This is a genomic window from Saccharopolyspora hattusasensis, assembly GCF_050972075.1.
GTDB lineage: Bacteria > Actinomycetota > Actinomycetes > Mycobacteriales > Pseudonocardiaceae > Saccharopolyspora > Saccharopolyspora hattusasensis.
Window position 1 is genome coordinate 5219015 of sequence record NZ_JBPCDC010000001.1, and the last position, 16460, is coordinate 5235474.

The window sequence follows — 16460 nt, forward strand, 5'->3', positions numbered from 1 at the left end:
GGCGAATGGCACGTGCGCTGTGGGAGATCGATTCGGAACTCGACAAGCGACCGCAGGGCCGCTTCTCCCACGAGTTGCTCGGCAGTGTCCCGGTTGTCGGCGTCGTGGGTGGCTACCTGCGCGAAAGATCAGCTCTGCGCAAGGTCGGGCGGCTCGGGGCGCAATGGTTACGGGCGCAATGGTTTACGCCGTTAACCCGGGGTCGTAGAGTCGGTCCGGCTCCCGCGCTGTGGGACCAGTTACGTGTCCAGGATGGGTACGAGAGATACTGTCAGCAGTCGCCTCAGGAGGTTCCTGAGCGCGAGCAGTACAACGCTTCGAGCAGGAGAGCAACCGTGACCTACGTGATCGCCGAGCCCTGCGTCGACGTGCTCGACAAGGCATGCATCGAGGAATGCCCTGTCGATTGCATCTACGAGGGCGGGCGGATGCTCTACATCCACCCCGATGAGTGCGTCGACTGCGGTGCCTGCGAACCGGTCTGCCCGGTGGAGGCCATCTACTACGAGGACGACGTGCCGGAGGAGTGGGCCACCTACACCAAGGCGAACGTGGACTTCTTCGACGAGCTGGGCTCGCCGGGCGGTGCCGCGAAGGTGGGCAAGGTCGACAAGGACGTCGAGCCCATCAAGAGCCTGCCCCCGCAGGGCGAATGAGCCCCGAAACCGGTCCGGGCGCCCCGGCGCCCGGACCCCGGGGCCCGCGGCTGCCGGACTTCCCGTGGGACTCGCTGGCGGCCCAGACCGCCACGGCCCGGTCGCACCCGGACGGCATCGTCAACCTCTCGGTCGGCACGCCGGTCGACCCGGTGCCGGAGAACCTGCAGCGGGCATTGTCGGCGGTGGCCGACCAGCCGGGCTACCCGGCCACGCACGGCACCCCAGAGCTCCGCGAGGCCGCCGTCGCCGCGCTGCACCGGCGCCACGGCGTATCCGGCCTGGTGCCGGACGCGGTGATGCCGACCATCGGCTCGAAGGAGCTGGTGGCCTGGCTGCCTACGCTGCTCGGCGTCCGGCCCGGTGACATCGTCGCGATCCCGGACCTGGCCTACCCGACCTACGAGGTGGGCGCGAAGATCGTCGGTGCCGAGGTGGTCCGGCTCGCGCCCGGTGAGCTGCCCCCGGCCGGAACCGCTTTGCTGTGGCTGAATTCCCCGGCCAACCCGACCGGGCGGGTGCTGGGCGCGCAGCAGCTCGCCGACTCGGTGCGGGCGGCGCGGGAGCTCGGCGCGGTGGTGGCCTCCGACGAGTGCTACCTCGCGCTCGGGTGGGAAGCCGAACCGGTGTCGGTGCTGCACCCCTCGGTCAGCTCCGACTTCCGCGGCGTGCTCGCCGTGCATTCGCTGTCGAAGTCCTCCAACCTGGCGGGGTATCGCGCCGGGTTCATCGCTGGCGATCCGGATCTGGTGGCGCGCGTGCTGGAGCTGCGCAAGCACGCGGGCATGATCGTCCCGCGCCCGGTGCAGGAGGCGATCACTGCGGCGCTGAGCGACGACGCGCATGTGAGCGAGCAGCGCGAGCTCTACGCGGCGCGGCGAGCGGTGCTGCGGCCCGCGCTGGAGGCGGCGGGGTTCCGCATCGAGCACTCGCAGGCGGGCCTGTACCTGTGGGCGACTCGCGGGGACGATGCTTGGCAGACGGTGGATTGGTTGGCGCAGCGGGGAATTCTCGTCGCGCCGGGCACCTTCTACGGTCCGGCGGGCGACCGCCACGTCCGCATCGCCCTGACGGCGACGGATGAGGGCATCGCCGCAGTCGCCAAGCGCCTGGGCGAATGACCTGAGTCGCGCAGGACCGTGAGTGCTTTTGGGTGCTGTAGCGCCCAAAAGCACTCACGGGTGCCTGTCAGATCGCCGCGGCTGCAGTGTCCAGGGCTTCCCAAGCCGACTTCCACTGGGTTCGGCGGGCTGCTTTGCGCGTCTGTTCGCGCTCGACCAGGCGCCCCGCCACGAAGGCGACCGCGGCGTCGACGTCCTCGCCCAGGTCGCTGAGCAGCCCGCGGACGCGTTCCTCCGCGACGCAGGCGTCCTGGTGTTCCCCGAGCACGTCCTGGAACTGCCGCGCCGCCTTGATCAGCTGCTGCATTGGTTTCCCGAACGCCGGCTGCGCCAGCTCCGCGGTGTAGCGCACCCGCTTGCCCCGGATGCGCAGCGCGTGCAGCTCGTCGTCGGCGGGCACTTCCGGTAGCTGTGCAACGGATTTCCGGAGTTTGCGGAACTGGCCGACCACCAGCCTGCGCAACTCGCGCTCTGCGTCCACATCGGACTCCGGAGTCGGCAGTCCGGAGCGGAGCGCGTCGGCGACCGAACGGAGCAAGGCCAGGTACCGGTCGCTGTCCAGCGCGCTGAGCATCGCGACCCGTGCGAGGCCGTGCTCGGCCTCCAGCCCGGAAATCAGCCGGTCCGCCGCGGCGCGCTCGTCGGCCGGGAGGTCGGCGCTCTCTTCGCGGAGCCGCTCCAGCAGAACGTCGAGATCGCGGACCGGGCCCAGCGTCTTGCCCAGCCAGCCCAGCTCCGCGCGCAGCGGCTCCGACCAGTTCTGATCAAGGAACGGTCGGCCGGACAGTAGCATCGCGCGCATCCGGCGCACCGATACCCGCATCTGGTGCAGTTCCTCGGGATCCTCGCCTCGCCTGGCGCCCGGATCGTGCGCGATCAGGGCGCGCAGGCGGGCGTCCAACCCCGCCCGGATGTGCTCGGCGAGGGGTGCCCGCCGATCGGCCGCCAAGGGTTCGGCGGGCAGTTCGACGACGCTCGTCAGGTCTCGTTGCTGCCAGGTGGTGGCCATTGCCAATGATAAAACCGACTGCCCCGCGCGATGCCTCGTCCATCCAGTGAAAACCGCCCGGATTATGGGCGAAGGGCCTCTTCGGCCGGCTATAACCCAAGGTCGGTCGAAGTGGCCCTTCGCGATGTCGGAAGCCCGTTCGGATCAGTCGTTGGCGTGGAGCGCCGCGTTCAGCTCCACCTTGCCGCCGGTGCGGGCGGTGACCTCGATCGTTCCGGTGGTGGAGTTGCGGCGGTACAGCAGGCCGTCTGAGCCGGACAGCTCCAGGGCCTTGGTGATGGTGCCGTCCGGCAGCGTCACCTTCGTGCCTGCCGTGATGTACAGGCCCGCTTCCACGACGCAGTCGTCGCCCAGCGAGATGCCCACGCCGCCGTTGGCGCCGATCAGGCAGCGCTCGCCGATGGAGATGACCTCCTTGCCGCCGCCGGAGAGGGTGCCCATGATCGAGCCGCCGCCCCCCACGTCGGAGCCGTCGCCGACGACGACCCCGGCCGAGATCCGGCCCTCCACCATCGACGCGCCCAGCGTGCCGGCGTTGAAGTTAACGAAGCCCTCGTGCATCACGGTGGTGCCGCTGGCGAGGTGCGCACCCAGCCGGACCCGGTCTGCGTCGCCGATGCGGACCCCGGACGGCACGACGTAGTCGACCATGCGCGGGAACTTGTCGACGCTGTAGACGGTGACCGCGCCGCGCGCCCGCAGCCGCAGCCGGGTCGCCTCGAAGCCCTCCACCGGGCACGGGCCGTGGTTGGTCCACACAACGTTGGCAAGCAGGCCGAACATCCCGTCGAGGTTCTGCCCGTGCGGGCGGACCAGGCGGTGCGACAGCAGGTGCAGGCGCAGGTAGATGTCGTGCGCGTCGACCGGCTCGTCGGAAAGCCGACCGATCTCGGTGCGCACCGCGACGACCTCGACCCCGCGGGCCTCGTCCCGCCCGATCAGGGCCGCCCCGGCCTCGCCGAGGGACTCGGCCGCCTGCTCGGCGGTCAGCCGCGTGGTTCCGGACTGCCCCGGCTCGCCGAGCTTGACGGTGGGGAACCAGGTGTCCAGCACCGTGCCGTCGTCGGTCACGGTGGCCAGGCCCACGCCGTGGGCACCCGTGGTCTGCGGGTCGGGAGACTGTGCACTCATACCGGAAACGGTAATCGGCGCAGGTGGCGGCGGCCCGCAGGGGTGGGCCCCACCGGGCGGGCCGAAGGCTTTCAGCCCTTCGCGGCGGTGAGCAGGTGACAGCCGGTGGTGATCATCAGCACCGTGTTTGCGGCGGTGCCGAACTGGTAGACCGCGCCGAACTGATCGTTGCCGATGATCTCGTGGTCGCCGCTGCGGTTGACGATGATCTCGGGCTCGCCGAAGCCGTACTCGATGGTGATCTCCTGGACGATCTCCACGGCCAGTGGCCAATCCGCGTCCGGCAGGTTGCCGGGCGCCCGCCACGACTCCAGCACCCGGCTCTCCGCGTCGAAGACGTCCGGGAACTCGGTGCAGACGGCCCGGCTGACCGGGTCCGACACCGCCCACGACAGCGGCCCGACCTCGGTGTTGAGGCGGTCCAGCAGTCGCTGCTGCATCTGTTCGTAGCGCTCGCTGATCTCCTCGATGCTGGGGCGCTGGCGGAGCAGGCTGCGCGGGTCTTTCACGATTCCCCCGTCGGGTCCGGTGCTGGCGGCGGTCGCCTCAGGAGATGATGCCGGAGATCATGTCGCCGATGTCGCGGCCATTGTCCTTGACCGCCCGATCCGGCACTCCGGCCACCACTGCGCTCACGTTGTACTGGCCGCAGCAACCCGAAGGACTCACGGCCGGCGGCCGCTACCAGCGTCAGCCCTTGGCGGACTGGAGCAGGTGACAGCCGGTGCGGAGGCTCAAGATCGTGTTCACCTTGGTGCCGAACTGCAGCTTCGCGCCGAAGTCGTCCCGCATCTCGACCTTGTGGTCGCCAGGCCGGTTCACCACGATCTCCAGCTCCTTGAAGCCGTACTCCTTGGTGACGTCGATGGCGATCTGCTGAGCCCGGTCCCACTGGCCGTCCGGGATGTTGCCCTCGTAGACCCAGGTGTCCAGGCTGTGCTCTTCGGCGCCGTCGACGTGCGAGAGCTCTTCGCCCTGGCAGGCAGCCTGACCGGGGTCGCCCTTGTTGATCCACGGCGCCGCGAGGCCGGGATCGGCGGACAGCCGATCCCGCAGCTTCTGCTGCATCTCCTCGTAGCGCGCGGTGATCTCTTCCATGGATGGTCGCTGCCGCAACATGCTGAGAGCGTCTGACACGTTTCCCCCGTCGGACGGTTCGGGCCCGCTCGCGCACCCGGTGGCGAGCAGACCGCAGAGGACGAACAGGATGAGTTTTCTCATGAGAAGAAGTCCTTGATGCCGGATAACGTCTTCTCGCCCAGGTCCTTGGCGCCGGATACCGTCTTCTCGCCGAAGTCGTAGACCGCGGAGCCTGCTTCCTGGGCCTGGTGCGGTACGTAGGAGATCACATCGCCGACGCCGTCGGTCTTGCCCTCCACGGTGTTGTCCGGCAAGCCCGCGACCACTGAAGCCATGTTGTGCTGGCTGGTGGTGTCGGGATCCAGGTAATCGCTGTGGCCCTCGACGCCCTTGCCCTCGGCCGATTTCTCGGTGGACAGGTCCATGAACCCATCCATGTGGGACGGGTCGCCGCCGAACCGGGCGAAGTCCGCGACCGGGTCGTCCTTGGCTTCCAGCCGGTAGGCGTGCCCGTCCGGGACGTGCAGGTCCTCGATGTCGTTGGTGCCGACGCCGGGGGAGCCGAAGATGATCGCGTCATCGACGCCGTGGCCGCCGCCCTGCAGGGCGTAGCCGGTGGTGGTGGAGCCGTAGGAGTGCCCGATCGCGGTCAGGTGCGGGTCGGTGTCGCGGGACTCGTTGATGCCTTTGTAGAAGTTGTTCAGCTTCTCCCCGCCTTCCTGCGCGGAGTTGGAGCTGACCACCGAATCGCCGAAAACGTCCGTGTCCTCGGACTTCTGCGGGGCCTCGTAGCCCAGCCAGGCCACCGCGGCGACGCTGTCGTCCTTGCCGTTCCGGTTGAGTTCGGCCTTCGATTCCTTGACCAGTTCCTGCATCTTCGAGTCGTAGTCGCCGAGGCTGCCCTGGACCGTCGTCGTGTAGCCGGGGGTGAACACCGAGACGTGGTCGGCGGTGTCCACATCGCCCACCGCCACGGCTGCCTTCATCCGCTCGCCGCTGCTGTCGAGCACCAGCAACTGGCGCGGCGGGTTCTCCTTGGCGATGGTCTTCTCGACCTCGTCGAGGGACTTGAGCTTGTCGTTGACCTGCTGGAGCTTTTCCTTCTCGTCCTCGGAAACGCCGCCCTGCTCCAGCCGCGCCTTCTCCGCCTGCAGGTCGCCGCGCATGTCGTCGATCCGGCCGCGGTTGGCCTCGTCGCGGACCTCCGCGGGGAGGCCGTCGCGGTTGCCCAGCCATTCGGGCGGGTTCTCGCGCAGCGCCGCGCGCTGCTCGTCGGACAGCGACTTCCACCACTCCGCCGCGGCTTTCGGCGAGTCGCCCGCCGGTTTCCCGGCGGACTCCGCGAGGGCCTTGATGTCGTCGGTGTTCGCGGCGTCGGCCAGGGAATTGCCCTTGCCGGGTGTGATCTCGTCCTTCTCCGCCGAGGTCAGCGCCTTGGCGAGTTCGGCGTCGGTGCGTTCGGCCTCGTCGAGGATCTTCTCGATCGTCTCGACCAGCTTGTCGCGGACCTGGATCCGCTGCTGCTTGACCTGCTCCAGCTGGTCTTCCGGCACGTCCTGCGGCGGCTTGACGTCCTTGACGCCGCCCTCTTCGGTGATCTCGAAGCCGTTGGCCTGTGCCTCGTGGTCGGCCTGCTGGATCTGCTGCTTGATCCTGGCGACGTCGTCGGCCGCCGCGGCGACCGCGACCCGCATGGTGGCGACCTCGGCCACCAGCGAGCGCATGTCCGACGTCAGCTTCTCGTGCTGCTTGGCCGAGCCATCGGCGGCTTTTCCGGTCCAGCCCTCGGGGTTCTTGGCGCCGTCCAGCTCGTCCTGCAGGTTGATCAGGTCGTCGCGGCGCTTGCCGAGGTCGTTGTGGACGGCGTCGAGGCCCTCCGGTTTCCAGCGACGCACATCGGCGAAGGACACCATCTCGCTGCCTACCTTCCGGCCGGTGCTTCGAGGCGGCCAATGCCGACCGCGCTGGACTCGTCGGATTTCTGGTACTCGTCGGCGGTCGCGTTCAGCGAATCGCCGTGCTGGATGGCGGCCTCGCTCCAGGACTTGATCGCCTTCTCCCAGCTCTGCGCGACCTGTTTCGCCGCGCCCTCGGACTTGCCGCCGGGCATCGCCTCGGCGATGTCCTCGGTCGGGGGTCCGAGCTTGACCTGCCCGGCCTGCTCGCCGACCGATTTCGCGCTCGCCCCAGCCTTCCTGAGCGCGTCGGGATTTGCGGTGTAATCCATGCCCACCTCCAGCGGCGGCTGCCTAGCGTGATGATCACGCGTTGGACGGTGGTTGCGCGGATCCGGTTCCCATCCGTTCCCGACTCCTGGCGAACTCCGTTTCTGCTGGTCAGGTCCCGTGAGTGCTTTCCGGTGCGATAGCGCCCAAAAGCGCTCACGGGCCGCTACCAGCGCAAACGGAGCCCTCCCGGGTAGCCTCCGGGGCGTGACTGCGTTGTTCGATATCACCGCTGACCCCGTCGAGCTCACCGCCGCGCTGGTGGACATCCCCAGCGTTTCCGGCAAGGAGAAAGCCATCGCCGATGCGGTGGAGCAGGCGTTGCGCGCCCAAGCGCCGCACCTCGAAGTGGTGCGCAACGGCGACGCGGTGCTGGCGCGGACGAACCTCGGCCGGGACTCGCGGGTGGTGCTGGCCGGACACCTGGACACCGTGCCGATCAACGACAACCTCCCGCTGCGGCGCACCGGGTCGGGCGCCGACGAGGTACTGCACGGCTGCGGCACGGTCGACATGAAGGGCGGCGACGCGGTCATGCTGCACCTTGCCGCGACCCTTACCGAACCGCGCCACGACCTGACTTTCGTGTTCTACGACTGCGAGGAAGTGGAAGCCGAGCGCAACGGCCTGAACCGCATCGAGCGGGAGCTGCCGGACTGGCTGGCCGGCGACCTCGCGGTGGTGTGCGAGCCGTCGAACGCCGCGATCGAGGCGGGCTGTCAGGGCACCATGCGTGTGGAGGTCCGTACCACGGGCACCCGCGCACACACGGCTCGCGCGTGGATGGGGGTCAACGCGATCCACGCGGCGCACCCGGTGCTGCAGCGGCTGGTCGACTACACGCCGCGCAACCCGATGATCGACGGCCTGCAATTCCGGGAGGGCCTGCAGGCGGTGCGGATCGACGGCGGTGTCGCGGGGAACGTGGTGCCGGACGAGTGCGTGGTGTCGGTCAACCACCGGTTCGCCCCGGACAAGTCGCCGGCCGAAGCCGAAGCGCACCTGCGCGAGGTATTCGACGACTTCGAGGTCGCGGTGGTCGACGGGGCCCCGGGCGCGCTGCCCGGCCTGACCGCCCCGGCGGCGGCGCAGCTCGTCGAGGCCTCCGGCGCGCAGCCGGTCGCGAAGCTCGGCTGGACCGACGTGGCCCGCTTCGCGGCCCGCGGCCTCCCGGCGGTGAACTTCGGCCCGGGCTCGCCGACCCTGGCCCATACCAAGCAGGAGCACGTGGCGACGGCGGAGATCCGCCACTGCGCCGAGGTCCTCCACCGCTTCCTCTCGTGATGCTGAGGGGCGCCCGTGATTAATTCACGGGTGCCCCCACTCCGCCCAACGCGCGGGATCAGGCGATGCCGAGCATCGACTCCTCGCCGCTCCCCGAGCTCCCCGAGCTCCCCGAGCTCTCTGCCGGCTTCGCCGTGCTCGCGCTCCGGCCGTCGGTTTCTTCGCGTTGCTGCGGCAGATCCGCTGCCTCCGGCCCCGCCGCGGGCAGCTCCGCCACCTCCCGGTCCGCGTCGGTGAGCTCCACCGGCTGCTCTGCGGGCTCCTCGCTCGCGGCTGCGCCGCCGCTCATCGCGGCGCCGGCGTGCTTCGCGGTGTCGACGAACTGCAGGAGCTCGACCGGGAAGGGCAGCACCAGCGTGGAGTTCTTCTCCGCGGCCACTTCGACGACCGTTTCCAGCAGGCGCAGTTGGAGCGCGGCCGGGGTGTCGGCCATGACGTGCGCCGCGTCGGCGAGCCTGCGGGAGGCCTGGAACTCGCCGTCCGCCGAGATGACTCGCGAACGCCTTTCGCGTTCTGCTTCGGCCTGGCGGGCGATCGAGCGCTTCATGGACTCCGGCAGCGAGACGTCCTTGATCTCCACCCGGTCGATGTGCACGCCCCAGCCCAGCGCCGGGTTGTCGATCATCAGCTCCAGACCCTGGTTGAGCCGTTCGCGGTTGGACAGCAGGTCGTCCAAGTCGCTCTTGCCGATGATCGAGCGCAGCGAAGTCTGCGCGACCTGTCCGACGGCGAACAGGTAGTCCTCGACGTTGACTATCGCGCGCGCCGGGTCCTCGACCTTGAAGTACACGACCGCGTCCACCCGGACGGTCACGTTGTCGCGGGTGATGCCCTCCTGGGCCGGCACCGGCATGGTGACGATCTGCAGGTTGACCTTCCGCATCCGGTCCATCACCGGGACGATCGTCGTCAGCCCTGGTCCGCGGGTGAGCTCCTGCAGGCGACCGAAGCGGAACACCACGCCGCGCTCGTACTGCTTGATGACCTTGACGCTGGCGGCTACGTAGATAACACCCAGGGCGATGATGAGGATCAGCAGTTCGATGAGCATGGCTGGCTCCCGGGCTCGATTCCGGTCGTGCCCGGCGACCCGCTCCGGCGCCTGCGTAGATCGAGGCGGATCTGCGTGGTGTGCGCGGCCGGCGTCGCCGGCGCCACTAGATCTTTTCTTCGTATCGTACGCCGCTGCACGCTCGTGTGAATCCCTCGTGAACAGGCATTTCTCGGGGCAGGCAGGCGTCGGCCGCCGATCGCCCGTGCGTACTCTCGACCGCATGACAATCGAAGGCGTGTGGGGAGAGCCGAACGGCTCGGAACGCCCCCAGGAGAAGCAACGCGGACCCGTGGTGCTGCGCCGGGCGAGGTTGAGCGAGCCCACCACCACCGACCAGCGGCTGCTGGACTCGCGCGGCCCGTCGGACTGGGTGCACACCGATCCGTGGCGGGTGATGCGTATCCAGTCCGAGTTCGTGGAGGGCTTCGGCGCGCTCGCCGAGGTGCCGCGCGCGGTGACCGTGTTCGGTTCTGCGCGGACCCCCCGGGAACACCCGGAGTACGCCGTCGGCGTCGAGCTCGGCGCTGCGCTGGCCAGGACCGGTTGCGCGGTGATCACCGGCGGCGGACCGGGGGCGATGGAGGCCGTCAACCGCGGCGCGTCGGAGGCCGGCGGGCTGTCCATCGGGCTCGGCATCGAGCTGCCGTTCGAGCAGGGGCTCAACCCGTGGGTGGACCTCGGCGTCAACTTCCGCTACTTCTTCGTCCGCAAGACGATGTTCATCAAGTACGCGCAAGCCTTCGTCTGCCTGCCCGGCGGCTTCGGCACCATGGACGAGCTGTTCGAGTCGCTGACCCTGGTGCAGACGAAGAAGGTCACGAAGTTCCCGGTGGTGCTGTTCGGCAAGTCCTACTGGCAGGGCTTGTACGACTGGATCCGGGACAGCATGCACGGCGCGGGTAAGATCGGCGACAAGGACCTCGCGCTGCTGCACCTCACCGACGACATCGACGACGCGGTCGGCATCGTGCAGGAGGCGTACGAGGCGTGGGAGGCCACTCATTGAGCAGCGCTGAACCCGGACTGGGGGAAATCGCCGGGGAGGCCACTGTGGACGTTGCGGTCTGCGTCTACTGCGCGTCGCGCCCGGTGCCGCAGCACCACCTGGACCTGGCCGCCGAGGTGGGCACCAAGATCGCCAAGCGCGGCTGGACGCTGGTCTCCGGGGGCGGCCGGGTGTCGATGATGGGCGAGGTCGCCCGGGCGACGCGGGCCGGAGGCGGCCGGACCGTCGGCGTCATCCCGCGCGCCTTGGTGGACCGCGAGGTCGCCGACACCGATGCCGACGAGCTGCTGGTCGTGGACACGATGCGGGAGCGCAAGGGCCTGATGGACGCGCACTCGACGGCATTCCTCGCGCTGCCCGGCGGCATCGGCACCTGCGAGGAGCTCTTCGAGATCTGGACAGCCCGCTACATCGGCATGCACGCCAAGCCGGTCGTGCTGCTGGACCCCGACGGGCACTACCGCGGGCTGATGGACTGGCTGCACGACCTGGTGGACACCGGTTTCGCGACCCAGCACTCGCTGGACGTGCTCACGGTGGCCACCAACGTCGACGAAGCCTTGGACGCCTGCGCCCCATGACCCTCCCGGACCAAAGCCAGGGGCGGCGCGGCGCACGGAACTGCCCGTGGGCGTCAGGCAAGCGGCGTTAGCCGCTTTTTCTTTCGCCATGTAAGCAACTTGCGCCGCCGCGGCTTCTCAGCGGTGCCTTGCGGGGACACCCGCACCCCGAGCTTCTCGCGAGGACAGCCCCGATGCCGCGTATCGGTCATGCACGAGTCGGGTCGAGGCGGCCGCTGGTGTTCCGCTGCCTGCATCGCTGCGCAAGCCGATCCACATACCGCTCGGTCCTGGCCACGTGCCAGGATCTGCAGTTGTGCAGCCACTCCGGTTCCGCGACAAGGACATGCCCCAGGACCGACCGCTGGTGATGGCGATCGTCAACCGCACCCGCGACTCGTTCTTCGACCGGGGTCGCACCTTCGAGACCGACGCGGCCACCGCCGCCGTGGACCGGGCCGTCGCCGACGGCGCGGACATCGTCGACATCGGCGGGGTCCGCGCCGGGGCCCAGGGCGAGGTGGTGGACGCCGGCGAGGAGGTCCGGCGGGTGGTGCCGTTCGTCGCCGCGGTCCGGGAACGCCACCCGAACCTGGTGATCAGCGTCGACACCTGGCGCCACGACGTGGCCCGCCAGGTGTGCGAGGCGGGGGCGGATCTGCTCAACGACACCTGGGCGGGCGCCGACCCGAAGCTCGCCGAGGTGGCCGCCGAGTTCGGCGTCGGCGTCGTGTGCTCGCACACCGGCGGCCTGCCGCCGCGCACCGATCCGTACCGGCCCCGCTTCGCCGACGTGGTCGCCGAGGTGACCGCCGAACTCGTCGAGCGGGCCGAACGGATGGTGCGCCTTGGAGTGCCCGCGCACGGCGTGCTGATCGACCCGACCCACGACTTCGGCAAGAACACCTGGCACGGCCTGGCGCTGCTGCGGCGGGTCGGCGAGCTGGTGGCGACCGGTTGGCCGGTGCTGATGGCGTTGTCGAACAAGGACTTCATCGGCGAGACCCTGGGCGCGGAGGTCACGGAGCGGCTGGAGGGCACGCTGGCGGCCACCGCGATCGCGACCTGGGGCGGCGCCCGGGTCTTCCGCGCGCACCACGTGGTGGAAACCCGCCGGACGGTGGAGATGGTCGCGGCCATAGCTGGCACCCATCCGCCGGAACGGGTCCTGCGAGCCCTGGCCTGAGCCCTCGCGCAGTTTCGATTGAAACTTTTCACCACCGGGTGCTGACCGCGGTTTCAGCTGACCGCAGTTTCAATTGAAACTGTCAGAGGTGCCCGATGGACTGCTTCACGAGCTGGGTGAGGATCGCTACCGGCACGTCTGGTCGCACCTCGCTGAGCACCGGTGCCAGGCGCAGCCACCGGGACTCGACCCGCGGCGCGCTCGGGGGCGTTCGGGCCAGCTCCTCGACGAGCTCCTCCAGGCGCCACTGCGCCTCGTCGCGCTCCAAGGTCGCCTCCGGGTGCTGCTCGATCACGTCGATGAGCACCACGAGGTAGGAGCGCAGCTGGTCGAGAGCCTCCTGCCGCGGAGTGAAGGTCGTCGCGGCGTCGAGTCGCGAGGAACCGGTGGTCGCGGCCTGGGAACTGTCCTTGGGCACGGCAGACGACTCCTGATCACTGGCCCGGCACATCCGACTCCGCAGTGTGACGGATCTCGGCGGTGTCAACGGGTTTTCGGCTTTGCGCCACCCGAACGGTGCACTCTCCGGTGGTGTGATGGACATCATCGGGGGTCCGGATCGCGAAAGGACTTAGGTCCTCTTGTGCAATCCCGGTGACAGTGGTCGCAAATGACCGTAGAGTCGCTACTTGTGAAGGCTGATGCGCTCCGCGGCCACCTGGACGCCCTGCTGCTGGCCACGCTCGACGGCAGGGCCCTGCATGGTTACGCGATCATCGAGGCGCTGCAGGAACGCAGTGGCGGCGCCCTTGATCTCCCCACCGGGACCGTGTATCCGGCGCTGCGCAGATTGGAGCGCGCCGGGTACGTGCAGAGCACGTGGAGCACCGTCGGCGGCCGGCAGCGCCGCACCTACCGCTTGACCCAGACGGGTGTGCAGACGCTGCACGCCGAGCGCCGCGCGTGGCGCGAGTTCACGTCCGCCATCGAGGGCGTGCTCGAAGCGGCGCCCGCCAAGACGTGACCGTGGCCGCGGCGGTTCGCCGTTCGTGCCACGATTGACGACCGTGGCTAGTGCGCTCATCTACCTGTTCGTGGTGCTCGCGGTCGCTGCGGTGATCTACCTGCTGGCCTCGCTGGTCTTCGGACGCGGCGAGCAGCTCGCACCGCTGCCGCCGGGCTCGACCCCGACCCGCCTGCCCCCGGCCGACGTCGAGGGCTCCGACGTGCGCGCGCTGCGCTTCCAGCAAGTCCTCCGCGGCTACAAGGCGTCGGAGGTGGACTGGGCGTTGGAGCGCCTCGCCGGGGAGCTCGACGAACTGCACGGCCGGATCGCGGTGCTGGAGCGGCAGCTCGACGCGGCCGGCGAGCAGCTGCGGGAAGCCCGCGCCGGGCGTCCCGGCGAGCCGGAGGACTGACCGGTGCGCCCGGTCGAGCTGCGGTTGAGCGTGCCGGTCGAGGCGCCGCCCGAGGTTGTGTGGGCTGCGGCGACGGACTGGGCGCGGCAGGGCGAGTGGATGCTGGGCACCGAGGTGCACGCGCTCGGCGGCCCCGACGGGCCGGGGGCGCAGCTGGTGGCGGTGACCGGGTACCGCGGGGCCGGCGTCGTGGACCGGATGGAGATCGTTGAATGGCGGCCGCCGGAGAGCTGCCGGGTGCGTCACCACGGGCAGCTGATCGTCGGGGATGGCGGGTTCGACGTGGTCCGCTGCGGGAACGAGGCATCGGAGTTCCTGTGGTGGGAACGGCTGACCTTGCCGCTCGGGGGCGCGCTGGTCTGGCCGGTGGTGCGACCGCTCTTCGTCTGGGGCATGCGCCGTTCGCTGAGCGCCTTCGCGGCGTTCTGCCGCGACTACGCGGGAGGTGGGGAGCGTGGCTGAGTCCGGTGCGGTCGTCGGCGCGGACGGCCGGGCGCGTTGCCCGTGGGGCGCGGGGCCCGCGGACTACACCGAGTACCACGACCGCGAGTGGGGAGTCCCGCTGCGGGGCGTTCCGGAGCTGTTCGAGCGGATCACCCTGGAGGCGTTCCAGTCCGGGCTTTCCTGGCTGACGATCCTGCGCAAGCGGGCGGCGTTCCGGCTGGCGTTCGCCGGGTTCGACCCGGAGCGGGTGGCGGCCTTCGGCGAAGCCGACCGGCAGCGGTTGCTGGCCGACGCGGGCATCGTCCGGAACCAGGCGAAGATCGACGCGGCGATCCGCAACGCCGGCGCGGTGCTCCGCCTGGACCGTTCGCTGGACGAGCTGCTCTGGTCGTTCGCCCCCGAACGCCGCGAGCGGCGCCCGGCCACGGCCGGCGACATCCCGGGAACCACCCCGGAGTCGACGGCGATGGCGAAGGAGCTCAAGCGCCGCGGCTTCGCCTTCGTAGGCCCCACCACGTGCTATGCGCTGATGCAGGCCACGGGCATGGTCGACGACCACTTGGCCGACTGCTGGCGCGCGAACTGCAATTAGTGTCCGTGGTCTTTTTGCGTGGCGCTGCGGGTGGCGGAACCTCAGGGGCCTTCTCGCTGTGGGATCCCCGACATCATGATGCCCATTCACCACGCCGGGGCTGTCCTCGCGAGATAGCTCGGGGTGTGGGCGTCCCCGCATAGCACTGTTGTGAACCCGCGGCGGTGCCGGTTGCTTGAGTGGGCTAAGCGGCGGCGCCGCTTCAAAGATGAAGACAAAGCACCTTCGCCAACAGTCACTTAACCCACCCAACGTACTCACGGGCCCTGGCCTGCGGAAATGGCTGGATCAGCGGCCAGTGAAGTGCGGGGTGCGCTTCTCGACGAAGGCCGCGACCGCCTCCCGGTGGTCGGCCGTCGCCCCGGCCTCCGCCTGCGCGCCGGCCTCCACCGCCAGCGCCTCGGCCAGGCCTTCGGCCGCCGCCGCCAGCATCGCCTCCTTGATGCGGGCGTAGGCGCTGGTCGGCCCGGCTGCCATCCGGGTGGCCAGCTCGGTGGCCGCCGCAACGGTTTCGCCGGCGTCGACGACCCGGTTCACCATGCCGATTCGCAGCGCGTCCTCGGCGGCCACCGGCTCGGCCAGGAGCAGCATCTCCATCGCCCGGCCGTAGCCGATCAACCGCGGCAGCGTCCAGGACGCGCCTGAGTCGGTGGACAGCCCGACGTTGGTGAAGGCCATCAGGAACTTCGCGTTCGTCGCGGCCACCCGCAGGTCGCACGCGTAGGCCAGCGATGCGCCCGCCCCGGCAGCCGTGCCGTTGACCGCGGCGATCACCGGCTTCGGCATGCTCGTCACGGCCCGGATGATCGGGTTGTAGTGCTCCTCGACCGTGTTCAGCGGCGCCGGGTCGCCGGAGTTCAGCAGCGCGACGTGCTCCTTGAGGTCCTGCCCCGCGCAGAACGCCTTCCCCGCACCGGTGATCACCACCGCCCGCACCGAGTCGTCGGCGGCCGCCTCCCGCAGCGCGGCGATCAGCGCCTGCTTGAGGGCGACGTCGAGCGAGTTGAACGACTCCGGCCGGTTCAGCGTGAGCAGGCGCACACCATTGGTGTCCTGGGTCAGCAGTACGTCGGTCACTTTGCACTCCTTGTCTTGGGGTCCGTTGTGGCGGGCCGCCGGACCGCTACTCGATGTTTCCAAAGTGGACGCCGCGGATCTCGCGAAGTCCCGAGTAGACAGTGTTCTGGCTGGTCGTCCGGGTTGTGGTCGAGCGCCACCGGGACCGGTCGGCGACCACGGAGGGCCCGCCGATCCTGGCCCGCCGCGGGGCCGCTGCCGGGTCGTCGGCGGTCGCGCCGGAACGCACCGAAACAGCCCGTACGGGCGGTGAGTCTGCCAGCCCTCGCGGGCATTCGACCAGCGCACGGGCGACACGAGTTGATCGGCTCGGTTTCGTCCATGCCTCGGGATAGGGGAGAATGGGGAGGACCCGAGCTGGTTGTGGCGATCAGCGGGGGATGAGTTCACGGAGGGAGCACGCTATGGCGGCCATGAAGCCCCGGACCGGTGACGGTCCCCTCGAGGTGACTAAGGAGGGACGCGGCATCGTGATGCGCGTCCCGCTTGAGGGTGGTGGGCGGCTCGTCGTCGAGATGTCGGTCGAGGAGGCCAAGAACCTGGGCGACGCCCTGGAGTCGGCCACCGGCTGAGGCCGCCGGCTGGCGATCGGGGAAGCGCCGCGAGCCGGTGCACCCAGCGCCCGAGGCGACAACGCAATCAAGTCGACGGCGAGTGGCGAGCGTTCTTCGCCGCGG

Annotated in this window: 20 protein-coding genes; 11 read left to right on the forward strand and 9 right to left on the reverse strand. The window is 69.7% G+C overall.

The window, feature by feature from the left end; all coding sequences use genetic code 11:
- Positions 1 to 335: 335 nt before the first annotated feature.
- Positions 336 to 656 carry a ferredoxin gene (fdxA, locus tag ACRXBZ_RS24830; protein WP_433883961.1) on the forward strand — a complete coding sequence of 107 codons (321 nt, stop codon included), beginning with the start codon at positions 336 to 338 and terminating at the stop codon, positions 654 to 656.
- On the forward strand, positions 653 to 1777 hold the full coding sequence (gene dapC / locus ACRXBZ_RS24835; protein ID WP_433881147.1) for a succinyldiaminopimelate transaminase: 1125 nt from the start codon (positions 653 to 655) through the stop codon (positions 1775 to 1777). Before fdxA ends, dapC begins: the two co-directional genes overlap by 4 nt.
- A gap of 67 nt (positions 1778 to 1844) precedes the next feature.
- Here the strand turns inward: dapC and ACRXBZ_RS24840 are convergent, their stop codons facing one another.
- The 6 genes from ACRXBZ_RS24840 to ACRXBZ_RS24865 form a co-directional block, all read right to left on the reverse strand.
- Positions 1845 to 2786, reverse strand: a complete 942-nt coding sequence (locus ACRXBZ_RS24840; protein ID WP_433881148.1) for a CHAD domain-containing protein — start codon at positions 2784 to 2786, stop codon at positions 1845 to 1847.
- 144 nt (positions 2787 to 2930) lie between these two features.
- Positions 2931 to 3917, reverse strand: coding sequence for a 2,3,4,5-tetrahydropyridine-2,6-dicarboxylate N-succinyltransferase (gene dapD / locus ACRXBZ_RS24845; protein ID WP_433881149.1), 987 nt, complete (start codon positions 3915 to 3917; stop codon positions 2931 to 2933).
- Between the two features lie 71 nt (positions 3918 to 3988).
- Positions 3989 to 4426 (reverse strand): LppA family lipoprotein, encoded by a 438-nt coding sequence (locus ACRXBZ_RS24850; protein WP_433881150.1) that lies wholly within the window; start codon positions 4424 to 4426, stop codon positions 3989 to 3991.
- Positions 4427 to 4607: 181 nt separating this feature from the next.
- Positions 4608 to 5138, reverse strand: a complete 531-nt coding sequence (locus ACRXBZ_RS24855) for an LppA family lipoprotein (protein WP_168586684.1) — start codon at positions 5136 to 5138, stop codon at positions 4608 to 4610.
- A complete protein-coding gene (locus ACRXBZ_RS24860) occupies positions 5135 to 6910 on the reverse strand; it encodes an alpha/beta hydrolase (protein WP_433881151.1) in 1776 nt (591 codons plus the stop codon). Before ACRXBZ_RS24860 ends, ACRXBZ_RS24855 begins: the two co-directional genes overlap by 4 nt.
- An 8-nt stretch (positions 6911 to 6918) precedes the next feature.
- A complete protein-coding gene (locus tag ACRXBZ_RS24865; protein WP_433881152.1) occupies positions 6919 to 7224 on the reverse strand; it encodes a hypothetical protein in 306 nt (101 codons plus the stop codon).
- 205 nt (positions 7225 to 7429) lie between these two features.
- On the opposite strand from ACRXBZ_RS24865, the gene dapE reads away from it, so the two are divergent.
- On the forward strand, positions 7430 to 8506 hold the full coding sequence (dapE, locus tag ACRXBZ_RS24870; RefSeq protein ID WP_433881153.1) for a succinyl-diaminopimelate desuccinylase: 1077 nt from the start codon (positions 7430 to 7432) through the stop codon (positions 8504 to 8506).
- A gap of 58 nt (positions 8507 to 8564) precedes the next feature.
- Here dapE and ACRXBZ_RS24875 read toward each other — a convergent pair whose 3' ends face one another.
- Positions 8565 to 9557: a slipin family protein gene (locus ACRXBZ_RS24875; RefSeq protein ID WP_433881154.1), complete on the reverse strand. Its 993-nt coding sequence runs from the start codon at positions 9555 to 9557 to the stop codon at positions 8565 to 8567.
- A gap of 223 nt (positions 9558 to 9780) precedes the next feature.
- On the opposite strand from ACRXBZ_RS24875, the gene ACRXBZ_RS24880 reads away from it, so the two are divergent.
- The 3 genes from ACRXBZ_RS24880 (at position 9781) to folP (ending at position 12312) form a co-directional block, all read left to right on the forward strand.
- Entirely contained in the window at positions 9781 to 10566 is a 786-nt protein-coding gene (locus ACRXBZ_RS24880; protein ID WP_168590115.1) for an LOG family protein, read from the forward strand.
- Entirely contained in the window at positions 10563 to 11147 is a 585-nt protein-coding gene (locus ACRXBZ_RS24885) for an LOG family protein (RefSeq protein WP_433881155.1), read from the forward strand. Before ACRXBZ_RS24880 ends, ACRXBZ_RS24885 begins: the two co-directional genes overlap by 4 nt.
- 325 nt (positions 11148 to 11472) lie before the next feature.
- Positions 11473 to 12312 (forward strand): dihydropteroate synthase, encoded by an 840-nt coding sequence (folP, locus tag ACRXBZ_RS24890; protein WP_433883962.1) that lies wholly within the window; start codon positions 11473 to 11475, stop codon positions 12310 to 12312.
- Between the two features lie 82 nt (positions 12313 to 12394).
- Here folP and ACRXBZ_RS24895 read toward each other — a convergent pair whose 3' ends face one another.
- Entirely contained in the window at positions 12395 to 12730 is a 336-nt protein-coding gene (locus ACRXBZ_RS24895) for a hypothetical protein (protein ID WP_433881156.1), read from the reverse strand.
- Between the two features lie 213 nt (positions 12731 to 12943).
- Between ACRXBZ_RS24895 and ACRXBZ_RS24900 the strand changes: the two genes are divergently transcribed.
- Genes ACRXBZ_RS24900 through ACRXBZ_RS24915 form a run of 4 tightly spaced genes read left to right on the forward strand, consistent with a single transcriptional unit; the run spans position 12944 to position 14706 of the window.
- Positions 12944 to 13276, forward strand: coding sequence for a PadR family transcriptional regulator (locus tag ACRXBZ_RS24900; RefSeq protein ID WP_168590117.1), 333 nt, complete (start codon positions 12944 to 12946; stop codon positions 13274 to 13276).
- A gap of 43 nt (positions 13277 to 13319) precedes the next feature.
- A complete protein-coding gene (locus ACRXBZ_RS24905; protein ID WP_433881157.1) occupies positions 13320 to 13670 on the forward strand; it encodes a DivIVA domain-containing protein in 351 nt (116 codons plus the stop codon).
- Positions 13671 to 13673: 3 nt separating this feature from the next.
- Positions 13674 to 14132 carry an SRPBCC family protein gene (locus ACRXBZ_RS24910; RefSeq protein ID WP_433881158.1) on the forward strand — a complete coding sequence of 153 codons (459 nt, stop codon included), beginning with the start codon at positions 13674 to 13676 and terminating at the stop codon, positions 14130 to 14132.
- A complete protein-coding gene (locus ACRXBZ_RS24915; protein ID WP_433881159.1) occupies positions 14125 to 14706 on the forward strand; it encodes a DNA-3-methyladenine glycosylase I in 582 nt (193 codons plus the stop codon). Before ACRXBZ_RS24910 ends, ACRXBZ_RS24915 begins: the two co-directional genes overlap by 8 nt.
- A 288-nt stretch (positions 14707 to 14994) precedes the next feature.
- Here ACRXBZ_RS24915 and ACRXBZ_RS24920 read toward each other — a convergent pair whose 3' ends face one another.
- Positions 14995 to 15783 carry an enoyl-CoA hydratase gene (locus ACRXBZ_RS24920; protein WP_433881160.1) on the reverse strand — a complete coding sequence of 263 codons (789 nt, stop codon included), beginning with the start codon at positions 15781 to 15783 and terminating at the stop codon, positions 14995 to 14997.
- Between the two features lie 404 nt (positions 15784 to 16187).
- On the opposite strand from ACRXBZ_RS24920, the gene ACRXBZ_RS24925 reads away from it, so the two are divergent.
- Positions 16188 to 16355, forward strand: coding sequence for a DUF3117 domain-containing protein (locus ACRXBZ_RS24925; RefSeq protein ID WP_009949794.1), 168 nt, complete (start codon positions 16188 to 16190; stop codon positions 16353 to 16355).
- Positions 16356 to 16460 lie beyond the last annotated feature (105 nt).

What these genes read in the sequence shown, in the direction of transcription:
- dapC (WP_433881147.1), top strand. Translation starts at nt 653, where the DNA reads ATGAGCCCCGAAACCGGTCCGGGCGCCCCGGCGCCCGGACCCCGGGGC.
- ACRXBZ_RS24840 (WP_433881148.1), bottom strand. Translation starts at nt 2,786, where the DNA reads ATGGCCACCACCTGGCAGCAACGAGACCTGACGAGCGTCGTCGAACTG.
- dapD (WP_433881149.1), bottom strand. Translation starts at nt 3,917, where the DNA reads ATGAGTGCACAGTCTCCCGACCCGCAGACCACGGGTGCCCACGGCGTG.
- ACRXBZ_RS24855 (WP_168586684.1), bottom strand. Translation starts at nt 5,138, where the DNA reads ATGAGAAAACTCATCCTGTTCGTCCTCTGCGGTCTGCTCGCCACCGGG.
- ACRXBZ_RS24860 (WP_433881151.1), bottom strand. Translation starts at nt 6,910, where the DNA reads ATGGTGTCCTTCGCCGATGTGCGTCGCTGGAAACCGGAGGGCCTCGAC.
- ACRXBZ_RS24865 (WP_433881152.1), bottom strand. Translation starts at nt 7,224, where the DNA reads ATGGATTACACCGCAAATCCCGACGCGCTCAGGAAGGCTGGGGCGAGC.
- ACRXBZ_RS24875 (WP_433881154.1), bottom strand. Translation starts at nt 9,557, where the DNA reads ATGCTCATCGAACTGCTGATCCTCATCATCGCCCTGGGTGTTATCTAC.
- ACRXBZ_RS24880 (WP_168590115.1), top strand. Translation starts at nt 9,781, where the DNA reads ATGACAATCGAAGGCGTGTGGGGAGAGCCGAACGGCTCGGAACGCCCC.
- folP (WP_433883962.1), top strand. Translation starts at nt 11,473, where the DNA reads ATGCCCCAGGACCGACCGCTGGTGATGGCGATCGTCAACCGCACCCGC.
- ACRXBZ_RS24925 (WP_009949794.1), top strand. Translation starts at nt 16,188, where the DNA reads ATGGCGGCCATGAAGCCCCGGACCGGTGACGGTCCCCTCGAGGTGACT.